The sequence below is a fragment of the Pedobacter riviphilus genome (assembly GCF_014692875.1).
GTDB lineage: Bacteria > Bacteroidota > Bacteroidia > Sphingobacteriales > Sphingobacteriaceae > Pedobacter > Pedobacter riviphilus.
The window spans coordinates 4,541,637-4,557,124 of record NZ_CP061171.1 but is presented as its reverse complement, the minus strand read 5'-3'; the positions used below and the strand labels follow the sequence as shown (position 1 = coordinate 4,557,124).

The window sequence follows — 15,488 nt, the reverse complement described above, 5'->3', positions numbered from 1 at the left end:
GGCATAAATGAAGATACTTTACGCAATACAGGGAACAGGTAATGGTCATATCAGTAGGGCGAGGGAAATTATTCCTTTGCTACAAAAATATGGTGAATTGGATATTTTAGTAAGTGGAACGCAAGCCGACGTGAAGCTCAGTCAGCCCGTAAAATACCAATTGCATGGTTTCAGTTTTATCTTTGGGAAAAAAGGTGGTGTAGACCATTTTAAAACATGGTTGAACATGAATCTTTTCCGCTTTAGAAAAGATATGAAGCAGCTGCCGTTGAAAGATTACAACTTAATCGTTAACGATTTTGAACCTGTAAGTGCCTGGGCCTGTAAACTACAGGGCATAGAATGTGTTTCCTTGAGCCATCAGGCGGCGTTTAAATCTAAAAAAGTACCCCGTCCGAGAACTTTAGATTGGGGAAAGCTTATTTTGAGCCGCTATGCACCTACCAATTACCATATTGGCTTTCATTTCGACCGTTACGATACTTTTATTCATACCCCGGTAATCAGGGCGGAGATCCGAAACCTGAAAAGTGAAAACTTAGGCCATTATACCGTCTATCTTCCAGCCATTGACGATAAACGTTTGGTCAAACTTTTTACTCAGCTACCTGATGTTACGTGGCAGGTTTTTTCTAAACACAGTAAAGTTGCCTACCGGGATGGGAATGTTTTTGTAGAGCCTGTTAACAATGAAAAATTTAATAAAAGCCTGGCTACCTGCGAAGGTTTATTTACCGGCGGCGGTTTCGAAGGACCTGCAGAAGCACTTTACTTAAAGAAAAAACTTTTGGTTGCACCTATGCGTTTCCAATTTGAGCAGCAATGTAATGCCTACGCTTTAAAACAATTTGGTTTGCCTGTAATTTGGGGAAGTACCAGAAACTGGTTGCCGATTATTAAAAACTGGGTAGAAAATCCTCAACAGCATGAGTTTAATTTTCCGGACGAAACGGCCCAAATCATTGATGATATGGTGAAGAGATACGCGAGGGTTAGTCCTGAGTCTTAAATCTCCAGTCCAAAGTCAATTCGCTCATGATTTATCATCCCGAATAGAGTCGAATGATCTCTAAGATTAATTGAGTTACCTGGTTGATTTTTAGTCTTATTCTAATCCGTGGCACAGTACTGTGTAATCTAAACCTGACAGGAGCGGGCACCGAACGCAGAGAGGTAAAGCGGATGGCAGGACTATCGGAACAGACATAAACAGGAACCTGCTTTCCTAAAGAAGAACAGAACTCCCCTTATTAGCTTTTCTACTTTTTTTTACCAAATGGTCTTCGACTCCGCTCTCCGTAGGAGTCCTTTGGACAGACTGATAAAACTTTATAAGATAGAGAACTAATACATCCCTGCTTTAGTCTTAGGCTTATTCTAATCCGTGGCACAGTACTGTGTAATCTAAACCTGACAGGAGCGGGCACCGAACGCAGAGAGGTAAAGCGGATGGCAGGACTATCGGAAGCGATACGAACAGGAACTTGCTTTCCTAAGGAAGAACAAAACTCCCCTCATCAGCTTTTCTACTTTTTTATTTGCCAAATGGTCTTCAACTCCGCTCTCCGTAGGAGTCCTTTGGACAGACTGACAAAACTTTATGAGAGAGACGACAATATGCATTCCCTGCTTTAGTCTTAGTTTTATTCTAATCCGTGGCACAGTACTGCGTAATCTAAACCTGGCAGGAGCGGGCACCGAACGCAGAGAGGTAAAGCGGATGGCAGGACTGTCGGAACCGATAAGAACAGGAACCTGCTTTCCTAAAAAAGAACAGAACTCCCGTCATCAGCTTTTCTACTTTTTTATTTACCAAATGGTCTTCAACTCCGCTCTCCGTAGGAGTCCTTTGGACAGACTGACAAAACTTTATGAGAGAGACAACAATATGCATTCCCTGCTTTAGTCTTTCTTCTGCTACTATTAAATTATTTTCTTTACTTTGCCTACTCTTTAAAAAGGCATGATTAATCAGTTTAGAAAGCTAAATCCAATTAACCTCGTATTCTTGCTGGCGTACACGTTCTTTCTGCGTATTGCCATTTTTCATGAAACGCACGATAAGCTGAACTTTGATTTTTTGGAGCCATTTGCCCGATTGCTGATCAATATCAATTTAGACGACGCCTTTACGCCATACACTAATATTTTTATCGCTGCACTTTTGGTTTATGTACAGGCTTTAATTTTCAACCGGGTTGTAAACAACCATAATTTATTGGCCAAACCCAGTTTCCTGCCGGGATTGATGTTTATAACAGGAACAAGCCTATTTATGCCTTTTATGATTCTAAGTCCGGCATTATTATGCAACTTTCTGTTGATCTGGATTATAGATAAGTTTTTAAAACTGGGTAAAAGTGCTAACGCTATTACTACTGTTTTCGATATCGGGATGATTATAGGGGTTGGAACATTGATCTACTTTCCATTTATGGCCATGTTGCTCATGATCTTTTTAGCGCTATTGCTTTTTAGGTCGTTTAATTGGCGCGAATGGGTAGCGGGTTTAATTGGCTTTATAACGGTTTTCTTTTTTTTGGCTGTATTTTATTATTGGAAAGATAATTTAAGCTCGTTTTATCAGATATGGAAGCCATTAGGCAATAAGTTCCCCTCAGTGTTTAAAATCAACTATAACGATTACCTGGTGCTCATCCCGGTAACGGTAATTATTATACTGGCATCACTACAGCTCCGCGAAAATTTCTTTAGGAGTTTTATCAGTACAAGGAAGAGTTTTCAGCTGCTGTTTTTCATGTTTATTGTTTCTGCAGCTAGTTTTTATCTTAAACCCGATTTCAGGACCTGGCATTTTTTGCTCTGTGTACCACCAGGATCGGTACTGTTGGCGTACTATTTTAGTAATGCCAAAAAACGTTGGTTTTACGAAACATTGTTCGTTTTATTTGTGCTTTCGATACAGTATTTTCTGTTTGTTTAACCTTTTTTAACAAATAACTAGAACGAAACTTGACAAAGATTAATAGCTTTGTGCATGATTTTAGAATTAAAGCTTTTTTAGTTTTAATCAAGATGGATAAAAAATGGAGTCACTGGAATTTCTAAGAACATATTATTTGCAGCGGGAGATTTTAAATGCGTAGGTTAAGCATTGATATTGGAAATTCTGCTGTTAAGGTTGCTGTTTTTGCAAATAGAGAAATTGTTCATCATCAGCGTTTCAATAAAATTGGGATACTTGACCTGGCTCAATTGATTGAGAAGTTTTCGCCTGCAAAATCTATCATCAGTAGTGTTAACCAGGAGATTGGGCCACTAGAAGTATTTTTAAAAAAGCATACCGAATATATCCGTTTTTCAACCATGTTAACGAATGGCGTACAAAATAGATATAAAACGCCGGTTACTTTGGGATTAGATCGGTGGGCTGCTATTTTGGGGGCAAATGGCCTGCATCCAGCAAATGCAAGTTTAGTAGTTGATGCGGGTACCTGTATTACCTACGATGTTTTAAGTAGCTCGAAGGAATATTTTGGGGGGAGTATAAGTCCGGGAATTAAAATGCGTTTTAAGGCTGTACATGAATTTACTGGCCGTTTGCCATTGGTGGAGTGGGATGCAAATGAAGATATTGTAGAAGGTACTGATACACAATCGGCAATAAAAAACGGCGTTTTGCAGGGAATAATAAACGAAATTGAAGGCTTTATTGCCCTAAATAATAAAAAAGAAAGTGCTCTGAAGGTAATTATAACAGGAGGGGATGCTAATTTTTTGTATAAACAATTACAAAACAGCATCTTTGCGCCTCAAATTATAAAAGATCCTTACTTAGTATTAAAAGGATTAAATGAAGCTATTGCAGATTAAAATGTACAAAAGAATAAATTATATTGCAGCCATACTCGTTCTAGTTTGTGGTTTAAGTGCTCAGGCACAGGTTACCACTTCATCGCCATATTCAAGATATGGACTTGGAAATATAAAAGGATCTTTGTTGCCCCAGCTTAGAGCAATGGGTGGGATTTCTACCGCAGTAGGAAAAGTAACAGGGTTCAATTATATCAATATGCAAAATCCTGCTTCTTATGCTGGAATAACTTTAACTACTATTGATGTGGGTATGAGTGCAGGTTTAACTAATCTTTCGCGGAATAATTTAAGCGAAACGAGTTTTAACTCTACTTTTAGCCATTTGGCATTTGCAGCTCCCGTTACCAGGAGATCAGCCCTGAGTTTTGGTATTTTACCTTATTCAGATCTTGGTTATTCTTACAGAAGCACGACCAAAGTTGATACAACCACTTTGGACCAGCTTTATGAAGGCGAAGGTGGTTTGTCAAAAGCTTACTTGGGTTATGGCTATCGTTTTGGCGATCATTTAAGAATTGGCGGTAACTTAGAATATATTTTTGGTAACCTCCAAACGACAAGGGCTACCGAATTTCAATCTGTAGGAGCTTATAACGCTAAACTTCAAAATAAAAACAGCGTTGGTGGCATCAATTATTCTTATGGTATCCAGTACGATTTTAATATCGGCAAGAAAACAATTATGACCTTGGGCTACTCTGGAAGTACCTCTGGAAAGATAAATTCAACACAAACTTCTTTTGCTACGTTATACACAAGAGATCAAAGTGGTAACGAAAACACTGCAGCCGATACGTTAAATATTGTGAATAACGGAAAATCTAACCTTACTTTACCATTAACCCACAATTTTGGTATCGCCATCCAACAAAATGATAAGTGGATGATCGGCGCTGATTTTAGAATGGGCAAATGGTCTGCAACAAGTATCAATAACGTAAACCAAGGTTTGCAAGATAGCTGGGGCGCTTCGTTAGGTGGCCAGTGGACTCCAGATGCATTTTCTTACAACAGTTACATGAAACGTGTAGATTACCGCATAGGTTTTAACTATGATAAAACCTATATCAAGATCGGTAACCAGAATATCAAACAAATGGGGGCATCGCTAGGTTTCGGCTTCCCGCTACCTACTGCTAATGGCGGTACTGCATTTTATAAAATCAATTTTACAACAGAACTCGGACAAAGAGGAACTTTAAACAATAATCTTGTTAAAGAGAAATATATCAACTTCCACTTAGGCTTTACCTTGAATGATACCTGGTTCCGTAAGTACCGCGTAGACTAATGAATTTAAAGACATTTTTATATGGTCTGTTTCTGGTGTTGCCTTTTTTTCTGGCTTCCTGTGGAGACGACGATCTAAAAAATGCCAATTCAGTTTCACCTAATAAAGTTATTTTAAGCAGAGATCGGACCATCGGTGTCGATATTACCTATAGCGATTCGGCCAGAATTAAGGCTAAAGGCTATGCCCCGATATTGGATAAAGTTACACCTAGCAACGGGAGTGCTTATCAGGAAATGATTAAAGGGGTGAACATAGACTTTTATAACCAGAATGGAACTATTGATGGAAACCTGGTGTGCGATTACGCCATTAGGAGAGACAATGAGCTTAAAACCGAATTCAGGAAAAACGTGGTGGTAAAAAATAGTAAGGGCGATACTTTTTCATCACAAGAATTAATTTGGGACGAATCGAAGAAGATTTTTTATTCCAACCAAATGGTCGATATTTTGAGTGTCAACGGTGACTTCACCAGGGCAAAGGATTTTAAAGCTCCTCAAGATTTTAGTACATATGAGATGGGCCCCGGTAGCGGAGAAATTAATTCGAAAGGTAGTTTATAATTACCCTTCGAATTAATCTCTATTTGATCATTAAACCGGGGTCGGTAATGCCCAAGGAGCTGAACCACAGCTATCACAACACCAGTGTCCGCCATTTGAAACAGCTCGTTGAGCATCGGCAGACGAAACGCCTGAGATTACAGTTCCGTTAGTTCCGTGTACAATTGAGCCGCTGTAAGGAGTGCCGTTTGGCCCGCCCCAACTTGTTCCTCCCCAATTAGTTCCTCCTGATGGAGTATTAGGCAAAAATACTTGACATGTACCACCACCCATTACTCTTTTTAGCTGCTCTCGTGTTAGCACTTCACCTTTGTTAAAGGCATTTGGTTTTAAGGTTAATTTTTTCATCTTTAAAGCTTTAAGTTAAAAATAGATTATTCTAAATTAGTCATGCAAAGCCGTATTAGCAAATCCTTTTTTATATATACTCATATATTTATTAACCAATTGGTTAGCTCGGTACTTATACAAAGGATTAATCTAATAATATAAAAAAAATAATAAATATCCCTTGAAGTATATTGTCTCAATTTGATAGCAGAATTCATTAAAAATCTGATGCCAGCTTAATTCTAGGCACCAAAAGTTTCTTCTTCTATTTGCTTAAAAATTAAACACTTGATAAATAAAATTTTGTGTTTTCTTTTTTGAGGCAAATTTGTATCTTGCGCCCTCTTAAAAAAGAACTAAATAAATTTATAATTACAATATGGGATTAATGACATTTTTGCGTAACCGTGCAGGCTATATTCTAGTTTTTGCCATCGGTTTTGCAATTGTTGCATTTTTAGTAGGTGATGCAATTAACGTGGGTAAACCTTTTTGGTCGGCAAATCAAAAAGTTGTAGGATCTATTGATGGTAAGGATATCAATATTGATGAATTCGGACCAAAGGTTGATCAAGGAGTAAACCAAATGAAACAACAATATGGCGGTAGTGCAAATGCACAGATGACTGCTATGGCTGTTGATCAGGCATGGAATGCAGAGTTGGCAAAAGTTTTGTTAACTAAAGAATATGATCGTTTAGGTTTAACCGTTTCGGAAGACGAATTGGTAGATTTATTACAAGGTCAAAACCCTAGCCCCCTTATTAAACAATATTTCTCTAACCCGCAAACAGGACAGTTAGACCGTGCTACCTTGATGAACTTTCTAAAATCGAAAGAACCTCAGGCTTTGCAGCAATCTAATATGTTACAGGAAGAAATTAAAAACCAGGCATTACAAACCAAATATTCTAACTTAATCCGTAACTCGGTTTATGTAACCTCTTTAGAAGCTACAGATGAATATAATAACCGTAACAAACTGGCCAACTTTAAATATGTAAGTTTGGATTATGCTTCAATTCCTGATAAGTCAGTTAAATTAACTGATGCTGACTATTCGGAATATTATGATCAGAATAAAGCACGTTTCAACAATCCACAAGAAACACGTGCTTTCGAATACGTTACTTTCAGTATCAGCCCAACCAAAGCGGATTCATTAGCAATCAAAGCTCAGGTAGATAAAATTGCTGCTGATTTCCAGGTAGCTAAAAACGATTCGCTTTTTGCAGCCATTAATTCAGACGTAAAAGTTCCCTTTACTTATATCACAAAAGGTAAATTAGATCCTGCGGTTGATTCAGCTGTATTTTCTTTACCTGCAGGCAGCTTTTATGGTCCTAAATTAAGCGGTAACTCATACAAAATTGTAAAAGTAGTGTCTACCCGTATTTCACCTGATTCAGTAAAAGCAAGCCATATTTTAATCGACCCTGCTAAAGTGGGTGGCGATGATAAGGCCGTTAAATTGGCAGATTCATTAAAAGGATTAATTTTAAAAGGTGGCAATTTTGCCGAACTGGCTAAAAACTACAGTGTAGATGGTTCGAAAGATAAAGGTGGTGAATTGGGTACTTTCGCACGTGGTGCAATGGTTCCTGAATTTGAAAATGCTGCTTTTGATGGTAAAGCAGGAGATATTAAAATAGTAAAATCTCAGTTTGGCTACCATATTCTTAAAATCGAAAAACAGATCGGTTCTTCTAAAGTAGCTAAATTGGCTTATGTAGAAAAAGCATTGGCAGCCAGTAGCAAAACTCAGGCAGCTGCTTATAAAGCCGCAAGTAATTTCTTAACCGAAGTAAAAGGTAACGATTTTAACAAATTTGCTGCACAAAAAGGATTAAAAGTGGCTGTTGCTGATAAGGTTGCATCAACCCAAGGATTTGCAGCTGGATTGGATAATCCACGTAAATTAATCCAGGATGCTTATGCCGCCGACAAAGGTGATGTATTGCCAGAAATTTATACCATGAGCAATGCTTATGTTGTGGCCCGTTTAACTACAATCAGCCCGAAAGGTATTTTATCATTAGCTGATGTGAAGAAAGAAATTGAGCCAATGGTAATTAATGCCGTTAAAGCAAAACAATTGAAAGAAAAATTGGCTAACGCCGGTAAGGGAAGTATTGATCAGGTTGCAGCTAAAGTTGCACGTCCGGTTAATCCTGTTCAGAATGTTGTATTTGCTAATCCGGTAATTCCAGGCGTGGCACAAGAAAATGCTTTGGTAGGAAGCGTTTTCGGTTCACAGCCAGGTAAAGTATCTGCTCCTGTTCAGGGTGAACGCGGTGTTTATGTATTTTCAGTTGATGGGTTTACAAACCCTGCACCGATTGCCAATATGTTCAAACAAAAAGAAAGCATGATGTTAAGTTTAGGACAGCGTTCATTGGGATCGGCTTTCCAGGCTCTACAGGAAAATGCCAAGATAAAAGACAATCGTGTGAAATTCTATTAATTAGAAATTCCGTAATTTTGTAACCGTTCCGATGATTAGTCGGAACGGTTTTTTTATTTAAAGCCATGGAAATTCAAGAAAACATCGTTAATAAAGTAGCCAACAGTGGTTTAATTACTTTAAACCTCGAAGATTTTTATCATAAAGGCGAAAGAGTAGTTTATGATATTGTAGATAATCTATTTCATGGTTTAATGCTAAGGGAAAAAGATTTTAGGGAGTTTATTAAAAATCACGATTGGGCACAATACCAGGATAAGAATGTAGCCATTATCTGTTCGGCTGATGCAATTGTACCTACCTGGGCATATATGTTATTGGCCAATAGGCTAAAACCCTATGCTAATGAAGTCGTATTCGGAGATCTAAACACATTAGAAGCTGTTTTATTTACTAAGGCACTGGCAAAAATTAATCCGTTAGATTATGCCAACGAGCGTGTGGTGGTAAAAGGATGTGGAGATATCGATGTCCCTGTTGCGGCTTATGTTGAGGTAACCAACTTACTTACCCCGGTAGTTAAAAGCATTATGTTTGGCGAGCCCTGCTCAACTGTTCCTGTATATAAAAGAAAAGATTAAATTTTGGTTTGCTTTTTGTATATCTTCATAGGAGAAAGAATTTAACCACATTTTTAGGAAATAGTTCTTTCCCAACAACACACAAATGAGTACAAAAGCAATGAAGAAATTATTTATAACCGTCGCGGCTGGCCTATGCAGTCTTTTCACAATGGCTCAAGAACTTCCCCTGAAAAAAGAAGCAGTATTTCAGGAAGGTGAAGTTTTGCAGTATAAATTAAGGTATGGATTTATTACGGCGGCAGAAGCCACTATTAAGGTCACTAATTCCGATTTAAAGTTTGATAACAAACCTACCTATAAACTTACGGTTGATGCGCAGACTTCGGGTACTTTTGATATATTTTATAAAATAAGAGACCATTACGATTCGTATATTGATAAAACAGATCTTTTGCCTTACTTCTATCAGGAGAATATCCGTGAGGCCAGTTACAGGCGACAGGATAAGGCGCGTTTTACTCAGGATGCAAAGAAAGTGGTATCAAACAGGGGAACTTTTACTACACCAACCAATCAGACATTTGATCTGGTATCGGCCTATTATTTTGCCAGAAGCCTTGATATCAGTAAAATCAAAATTGGCGATAAGTTTAAACTGAACTATTTCTTGGGTGATGAAATCTCGGCTTTGGAAGTTGAATATATTGGAAAAGAAACGATAAAAAGTAAATTAGGGAACATCCGTTGTTTAAAATTTAGCCCATCGATAAAACCGGGCAGGATATTTAAAAAAGATAGTCGGTTATACCTTTGGGTAACTGATGATGGAAACCGTGTGCCGGTAAAGGCTCAGGTCGAGATATTGGTGGGTGCGGTAACCATGGAATTAAAATCGGCCGATGGGCTGAAATATGCTTTAGCAAAAGAATAATGATGATAGAAGTTGAACAGGTGCTGGTGCACGAAGATGTATTGAAGGAAAACTTTGTTTGTAATTTAAGCAAGTGTAAAGGCATCTGCTGTGTGGAAGGTGATTCCGGGGCACCATTGGATAATGATGAAAAAGCAGTTTTGGAGGAGATTTATCCCAAAATTAAACACCTGTTAAATGAAAAAGGTATTAAAGCCATTGAAGAGCAAGGGGTTTATGTTGTTGATGAAGATGGCGATTTAACCACCCCCTGTGTCGATAAAAATAAAGAATGCGCTTATGTGTTGTTTGAAGGTGGTATTACCAAGTGTGCCATTGAAAAAGCATACGAGCAAGGTATCATAGATTGGCAGAAACCGATTTCCTGCCATTTGTACCCTATCCGGATAACCAAATATCCAGAATTTGAAGTGCTAAATTACGATCGCTGGCATATCTGTCATGATGCCTGTACCTTTGGTCGCGAACTTAAGGTTCCAGTATATAGCTTTTTAAAGGGACCACTGATCCGTAAGTATGGAGAAGAATGGTATAAGGAGCTAGAAAGTTCTGTGGCTGCGATGTAATATTCCTTGCAAAATCTTCGTAAGTATGGTGATGGTAAAGTTTGTAATAATACTTTATCTATGCTAACTATGCATGATCTATACTTAGGCTAAGCATATATCGCATATGCCAGCGTATACTGGAATGAAGTATTACTTTTGTTGACTATTCAATTCAAGCAAATATTTCATTGGATTCTTTTACTATATCCTTCTTTTGAAGGGGTATTGTACTATTAAACTTGAGTAAGAAGAATCTCTTAAAACTAATTTTCAATTTATAGGTTTATAGTTTAACTTTGTGTTTCTAACTGAATATTTTATGAGCAATATCTCTGATCCGAAACCGGTGAAAAAGGGTAAAAGGATGGACAGTGACCATAATAAATTGGAAGAGTCTTACACACCTGTTTCAAAACACAAATTCGAAGGATGGCCTATTTTGTGGATTTTAATCGCCATATTTTTAATTTCTGCAATTTTATGGTATACAGGAGCTACACCCTACTTAATTAAGTGGATTGCCAATAAATAAAGATGTATTTCAAAAAATAATAAGGCTGATTTTGACCATATGAATCATTGGCTTTCCGCGAAAAACTCAATGCGTTACCACCTTATGGAGAGACGTTAATTTTGATGAAGCAGAAAAAACTGGTTAAAATTTTTCGTCATCGCTGGGAATCTGCTCAGCGGAGAAATAGCAGTACAACATTAATCCAAAGGAAATAATATAAAATGCCGCGATAATTAAAAGGAATGTGCTCATATTAAATAGTTATTTGGTTAGTGTAATTATAACGTTAAGTTATCTTAAATTGTATATGATGACGTATTTATTTCGGGTTAATTACTAACATATTTTATTTTATTGTTGAAAACTAATTTAATAGTTTTTATTTTGAGTAATTGCTCTCGCTATTTATAGTTTAGTAAACACATCGCCTGTTTAAAACCGCATGAAAGCAATTGGGGCTGCTCTAACTGTAGTCTTGGGTACTAAGTCAGGGTTTTATTTCAAACATTAAGCATAATATTAAAAAGATCTGCGGCACTAAAGTGTGCGGGATAAGTTTATTACAGTTTAAAGCTTTGTAAGATAATCTCATCATTTTTATTCAGATAAGAAGTTAAAAAGCATAATTGCAAATAATTAATGCTGATGGAGAGATCAAAAGCGATTAAAAACAATGAATACTACTGATCGAATGAGATGATCGACTAAAACTCAGAAAATAAATAAAACGCTGAGCAGTATCATTACGAATTCACATTATAAAATTGATACTTAGCCATTCAGATGTTAAGAATGTCAAAATTAAGTTGTTTTTTGCCGAAATCTAACTTACTTTAGCAGAATTGAAAATCATTTAATAACTGTGAAAAAAATCTTAATCACTGGTGGTGCGGGCTTTATTGGCTCTCATGTAGTTCGCCGTTTTGTTAACAACTACCCTCAATACGAGATCGTCAACTTAGATAAACTTACTTATGCAGGTAACCTCGCTAACTTAACCGATATCGAAAATAAACCTAATTATAGATTTGTTAAGGAAGATATTACTGATGCTAACGCGATGTTTGATCTGTTTAAAACAGAAAATTTCGATGCAGTTATTCACTTAGCGGCAGAAAGCCATGTAGATCGTTCTATTTCGGATCCGACAGCTTTCGTCATTACCAATGTAATTGGTACTGTAAATTTATTAAATGCGGCCCGCGAATATTGGAAAGGTGATTACGATAAAAAACGTTTTTACCATGTAAGTACCGATGAGGTTTATGGCGCTTTAGGCGAAACAGGCATGTTTACCGAAACAACAGCCTATGATCCACATAGCCCATATTCTGCATCAAAAGCGAGCTCTGATCATTTTGTAAGGGCTTACCACGATACTTATGGCATGGATTGTGTCATTTCTAATTGCTCAAACAACTATGGTTCTCATCATTTTCCTGAGAAATTGATCCCATTAGCCATTAATAATATTAAAAATAACAAACCGGTACCCGTATATGGTAAAGGCGAAAACGTACGCGATTGGTTATGGGTAGAAGACCACGCCAGGGCAATCGATGTAATTTTCCACAATTCGAAAACAGGAGATACTTACAACATTGGCGGACATAACGAGTGGAAAAATATTGATCTGATCAATTTGCTTTGCACCATTATGGATCAAAAATTAGGCCGCGAAGCTGGAGAATCGGCTAAACTGATTACCTATGTAACCGACCGCGCAGGGCATGATTTACGCTATGCCATTGATTCTAGTAAATTACAAAATCAATTGGATTGGGTACCCAGCTTACAATTTGAAGAAGGTTTGGCTAAAACCGTAGACTGGTATTTACAAAACGAAGACTGGTTAAACAATGTAACCTCAGGCAACTATCAATCTTATTACGAACAACAATACAGCAGTAAATAATGGAAATTGAACAAACAGGATTAAAAGACTGCCTGATTATAAAGCCAAGAGTGTTTGAAGATCCCAGAGGTTATTTTTTTGAAAGTTTTAATCAAAATACCTTTGAAGAAAAAACAGGTTTATCCGGCAGGTTTGTTCAGGATAACCAGTCTTATTCTTCATATGGTGTAATCCGTGGCCTACATGCCCAAACCGGTGAATTTGCACAGGCCAAATTGGTCCGTGTAACCAAGGGTGAGGTATTGGATGTTGCGGTAGATGTTCGCCCAAGTTCACCAACTTATGGTAAACACATTGCCGTACGCCTAAGTGCTGAGAATAAACTGCAATTATACATCCCTAGAGGCTTTGTACATGGCTTTTCGGTATTGAGCGAAACCGCAGAATTCTTATACAAATGTGATAATTTTTTCAATAAAGCTTCAGAAACTGGCGTAATTTATAATGATGCGGACCTGAACATCGATTGGTTAATTCCAGAAGAAGATCAAGCTATTTCAGATAAAGACCTTCTTTTAAAACCCTTTTCAGTTTTACAGCACATATGAGTAAAATATTAGTAATTGGTGCTGGTGGACAGTTAGGCCAATGTTTAAAAACAGTAGCTGAACGTAGGGGGATTAACGATATTGTTTTTCCAGCAGAGCAGGATGCCAACATTCTAAATAAAGATAGGTTATACGAGCTTTTAGCTATAGAAAAGCCGTTCTTTGTAATTAACTGTGCGGCCTATACCGCGGTTGATAAAGCAGAAGATGAGGTTGACCTGGCTAAAGCGATTAATGAAACCGGTGCTGCATATCTGGCTACGGCCTGCTTGGCAAATGGCGCTACTTTGATTCATGTTTCTACCGATTTTGTTTTTGAAGGCAACAAAGTAAAATTGTTGAAAGAAGATGATGAGGCTAAACCCATCAATGTATATGGTGTAACTAAACTAGATGGTGAGCTTGCGGTTACTGCTGTATTGCCTGCCCACTTCATTATCCGAACCAGCTGGTTGTACTCCGAGTACGCCAACAACTTTGTAAAAACCATGCTTAAACTTGGTGCCGAGCGCGATGAGCTGAATATCATTGCAGATCAGGTGGGTACGCCAACCTATGCTATTGATCTTGCAAATGCTATTTTTGATATCATGTCTTCTTCATCTACCGCTTATGGTGTATATCATTATAGTAATGAAGGTGTAACTTCATGGTTTGATTTTGCTAAGGCTATTTTTGATATTAGTAAAACAGCTGTTAAGGTAAATCCTATTCCAGGTTCTGCTTATCCGACTAAAGCTACCCGTCCGGCATTTTCGGTCATGGATAAAACCAAGATTAAAGAAACGTTTAATATTCAAATTCCCTATTGGAGAGACAGTCTGATAGAGTGTATAAAACAAATTAAAATACAATAAATAGGCATCATTATTTCATTTAGGTCTGTAATGACCAATGAACCAATGACCAATGAACTAATGACTAAAATATGAAAGGTATAATCTTAGCTGGTGGCAGCGGAACCCGTTTGCATCCCTTAACTTTGGCTTGTAGTAAACAGATGATGCCGGTTTACGATAAACCGATGATCTATTATCCTTTGTCTACGCTGATGTTGGCTGGGATAAAAGAAATTCTGATTATCTCTACCCCACACGATCTGCCAAATTTTGAGAAATTATTGGGTGATGGCACTTCTTTGGGCTGTAAATTTAGTTATGCCGTACAGGCAGAACCGAATGGTTTAGCACAGGCTTTTGTGATTGGTGAAGAATTTATTGGCAAAGATAAAGTGGCTTTGGTATTGGGCGATAATATCTTCCATGGCGATGGTATGGCCAAATTATTACAGGCCAGTTCCGACCCTGATGGAGGTGTGGTATTTGCTTACCAGGTTGCTGATCCTGAACGTTACGGTGTGGTAGAATTTGATGAAAATAAAAAGGCCATTTCTATTGAAGAAAAACCTGTTCAACCCAAATCAGACTATGCAGTGCCGGGATTATATTTTTATGATAATGAGGTGGTAGAGATAGCGAAAAATATTAAACCTTCACCACGTGGAGAATACGAAATTACTGATGTTAATCGTGTGTACTTAGAGCGGGGTAAATTAAAAGTAGGCGTATTAAGCCGTGGAACAGCCTGGTTAGATACCGGAACTTTTACCTCTTTAATGCAGGCCGGGCAATTTGTACAGATTATTGAAGAAAGGCAAGGCTTAAAGATTGGTTGTATTGAAGAGATTGCTTATCGCATGGGCTTTATTGATGCAGAACAGCTTAAAGCTATCGCTACTCCACTGGTTAAAAGCGGTTATGGTAGTTACCTGTTAAAGCAGATTAAATAAGAAGTTCTACTTTAATTAATACACTCAAAATAATAAATCACCATTCAATGCCATGTATTGATTGGTGATTTTCTTTTTTATCATTCAGAAGGATGATTTAAGGAGATAAATGATCTTGAAGTATCGTCATTCCCACTCGATTGGAAACCACGGAGTGCTCATGAATGCCTATGAATAAAAAGAAAACTTATGAATAATCGTAATGCTTGAGCTTTAAGATTCCCGCCTGCG

The 15,488-nt window shown here is 37.6% G+C and carries 15 protein-coding genes; 14 read left to right on the top strand and 1 reads right to left on the bottom strand.

What is annotated here, in order from left to right; translation table 11 throughout:
- Nucleotides 1–7: 7 nt before the first annotated feature.
- The 5 genes from H9N25_RS18685 (at nt 8) to H9N25_RS18665 (ending at nt 5,694) form a co-directional block, all read left to right on the top strand.
- Nucleotides 8–1,009 (top strand): glycosyltransferase family protein, encoded by a 1,002-nt coding sequence (locus tag H9N25_RS18685; protein WP_190326850.1) that lies wholly within the window; start codon nt 8–10, stop codon nt 1,007–1,009.
- Between the two features lie 954 nt (nt 1,010–1,963).
- Complete coding sequence (locus H9N25_RS18680) at nt 1,964–2,944, top strand: DUF6427 family protein (RefSeq protein ID WP_167295631.1); 981 nt, start codon at nt 1,964–1,966, stop codon at nt 2,942–2,944.
- 155 nt (nt 2,945–3,099) lie between these two features.
- Nucleotides 3,100–3,834: a type III pantothenate kinase gene (locus tag H9N25_RS18675; protein ID WP_190326849.1), complete on the top strand. Its 735-nt coding sequence runs from the start codon at nt 3,100–3,102 to the stop codon at nt 3,832–3,834.
- The gene (locus tag H9N25_RS18670) at nt 3,815–5,128 is read left to right on the top strand and encodes a porin family protein (RefSeq protein ID WP_190326848.1); all 1,314 of its coding nucleotides are present in this window, start codon (nt 3,815–3,817) and stop codon (nt 5,126–5,128) included. Before H9N25_RS18675 ends, H9N25_RS18670 begins: the two co-directional genes overlap by 20 nt.
- Nucleotides 5,128–5,694: an LptA/OstA family protein gene (locus H9N25_RS18665; RefSeq protein WP_190326847.1), complete on the top strand. Its 567-nt coding sequence runs from the start codon at nt 5,128–5,130 to the stop codon at nt 5,692–5,694. Before H9N25_RS18670 ends, H9N25_RS18665 begins: the two co-directional genes overlap by 1 nt.
- A gap of 30 nt (nt 5,695–5,724) precedes the next feature.
- Here H9N25_RS18665 and H9N25_RS18660 read toward each other — a convergent pair whose 3' ends face one another.
- Nucleotides 5,725–6,042: a hypothetical protein gene (locus H9N25_RS18660; protein ID WP_190326846.1), complete on the bottom strand. Its 318-nt coding sequence runs from the start codon at nt 6,040–6,042 to the stop codon at nt 5,725–5,727.
- 361 nt (nt 6,043–6,403) lie between these two features.
- On the opposite strand from H9N25_RS18660, the gene H9N25_RS18655 reads away from it, so the two are divergent.
- The 9 genes from H9N25_RS18655 to rfbA all read left to right on the top strand — a co-directional run bounded on the left by H9N25_RS18655 (nt 6,404) and on the right by rfbA (nt 15,257).
- Nucleotides 6,404–8,488: a peptidylprolyl isomerase gene (locus H9N25_RS18655; RefSeq protein ID WP_190326845.1), complete on the top strand. Its 2,085-nt coding sequence runs from the start codon at nt 6,404–6,406 to the stop codon at nt 8,486–8,488.
- Between the two features lie 65 nt (nt 8,489–8,553).
- On the top strand, nt 8,554–9,069 hold the full coding sequence (locus H9N25_RS18650; RefSeq protein WP_190326844.1) for a DUF2480 family protein: 516 nt from the start codon (nt 8,554–8,556) through the stop codon (nt 9,067–9,069).
- 100 nt (nt 9,070–9,169) lie between these two features.
- On the top strand, nt 9,170–9,943 hold the full coding sequence (locus H9N25_RS18645) for a DUF3108 domain-containing protein (RefSeq protein WP_190329183.1): 774 nt from the start codon (nt 9,170–9,172) through the stop codon (nt 9,941–9,943).
- Nucleotides 9,944–9,945: 2 nt separating this feature from the next.
- Entirely contained in the window at nt 9,946–10,509 is a 564-nt protein-coding gene (locus tag H9N25_RS18640) for a DUF3109 family protein (protein WP_190329182.1), read from the top strand.
- Between the two features lie 301 nt (nt 10,510–10,810).
- A complete protein-coding gene (locus H9N25_RS18635) occupies nt 10,811–11,023 on the top strand; it encodes a hypothetical protein (RefSeq protein ID WP_167295625.1) in 213 nt (70 codons plus the stop codon).
- Between the two features lie 844 nt (nt 11,024–11,867).
- A complete protein-coding gene (rfbB, locus tag H9N25_RS18630; RefSeq protein WP_190326843.1) occupies nt 11,868–12,920 on the top strand; it encodes a dTDP-glucose 4,6-dehydratase in 1,053 nt (350 codons plus the stop codon).
- Nucleotides 12,920–13,468 (top strand): dTDP-4-dehydrorhamnose 3,5-epimerase, encoded by a 549-nt coding sequence (rfbC, locus tag H9N25_RS18625; RefSeq protein ID WP_057930683.1) that lies wholly within the window; start codon nt 12,920–12,922, stop codon nt 13,466–13,468. Before rfbB ends, rfbC begins: the two co-directional genes overlap by 1 nt.
- Nucleotides 13,465–14,325, top strand: a complete 861-nt coding sequence (gene rfbD / locus H9N25_RS18620) for a dTDP-4-dehydrorhamnose reductase (RefSeq protein WP_190326842.1) — start codon at nt 13,465–13,467, stop codon at nt 14,323–14,325. Before rfbC ends, rfbD begins: the two co-directional genes overlap by 4 nt.
- Before the next feature lie 71 nt (nt 14,326–14,396).
- Nucleotides 14,397–15,257 carry a glucose-1-phosphate thymidylyltransferase RfbA gene (gene rfbA, locus H9N25_RS18615; RefSeq protein WP_190326841.1) on the top strand — a complete coding sequence of 287 codons (861 nt, stop codon included), beginning with the start codon at nt 14,397–14,399 and terminating at the stop codon, nt 15,255–15,257.
- Nucleotides 15,258–15,488: the final 231 nt, after the last annotated feature.

Coding starts and splice junctions, on each gene's coding strand:
- rfbD (WP_190326842.1), top strand. CDS start 13,465: ATGAGTAAAATATTAGTAATTGGTGCTGGTGGACAGTTAGGCCAATGT.
- rfbA (WP_190326841.1), top strand. CDS start 14,397: ATGAAAGGTATAATCTTAGCTGGTGGCAGCGGAACCCGTTTGCATCCC.
- H9N25_RS18645 (WP_190329183.1), top strand. CDS start 9,170: ATGAAGAAATTATTTATAACCGTCGCGGCTGGCCTATGCAGTCTTTTC.
- H9N25_RS18655 (WP_190326845.1), top strand. CDS start 6,404: ATGGGATTAATGACATTTTTGCGTAACCGTGCAGGCTATATTCTAGTT.
- H9N25_RS18685 (WP_190326850.1), top strand. CDS start 8: ATGAAGATACTTTACGCAATACAGGGAACAGGTAATGGTCATATCAGT.
- H9N25_RS18670 (WP_190326848.1), top strand. CDS start 3,815: ATGAAGCTATTGCAGATTAAAATGTACAAAAGAATAAATTATATTGCA.
- H9N25_RS18665 (WP_190326847.1), top strand. CDS start 5,128: ATGAATTTAAAGACATTTTTATATGGTCTGTTTCTGGTGTTGCCTTTT.
- H9N25_RS18635 (WP_167295625.1), top strand. CDS start 10,811: ATGAGCAATATCTCTGATCCGAAACCGGTGAAAAAGGGTAAAAGGATG.
- rfbC (WP_057930683.1), top strand. CDS start 12,920: ATGGAAATTGAACAAACAGGATTAAAAGACTGCCTGATTATAAAGCCA.
- H9N25_RS18660 (WP_190326846.1), bottom strand. CDS start 6,042: ATGAAAAAATTAACCTTAAAACCAAATGCCTTTAACAAAGGTGAAGTG.
- H9N25_RS18650 (WP_190326844.1), top strand. CDS start 8,554: ATGGAAATTCAAGAAAACATCGTTAATAAAGTAGCCAACAGTGGTTTA.
- H9N25_RS18675 (WP_190326849.1), top strand. CDS start 3,100: ATGCGTAGGTTAAGCATTGATATTGGAAATTCTGCTGTTAAGGTTGCT.
- H9N25_RS18640 (WP_190329182.1), top strand. CDS start 9,946: ATGATAGAAGTTGAACAGGTGCTGGTGCACGAAGATGTATTGAAGGAA.
- H9N25_RS18680 (WP_167295631.1), top strand. CDS start 1,964: ATGATTAATCAGTTTAGAAAGCTAAATCCAATTAACCTCGTATTCTTG.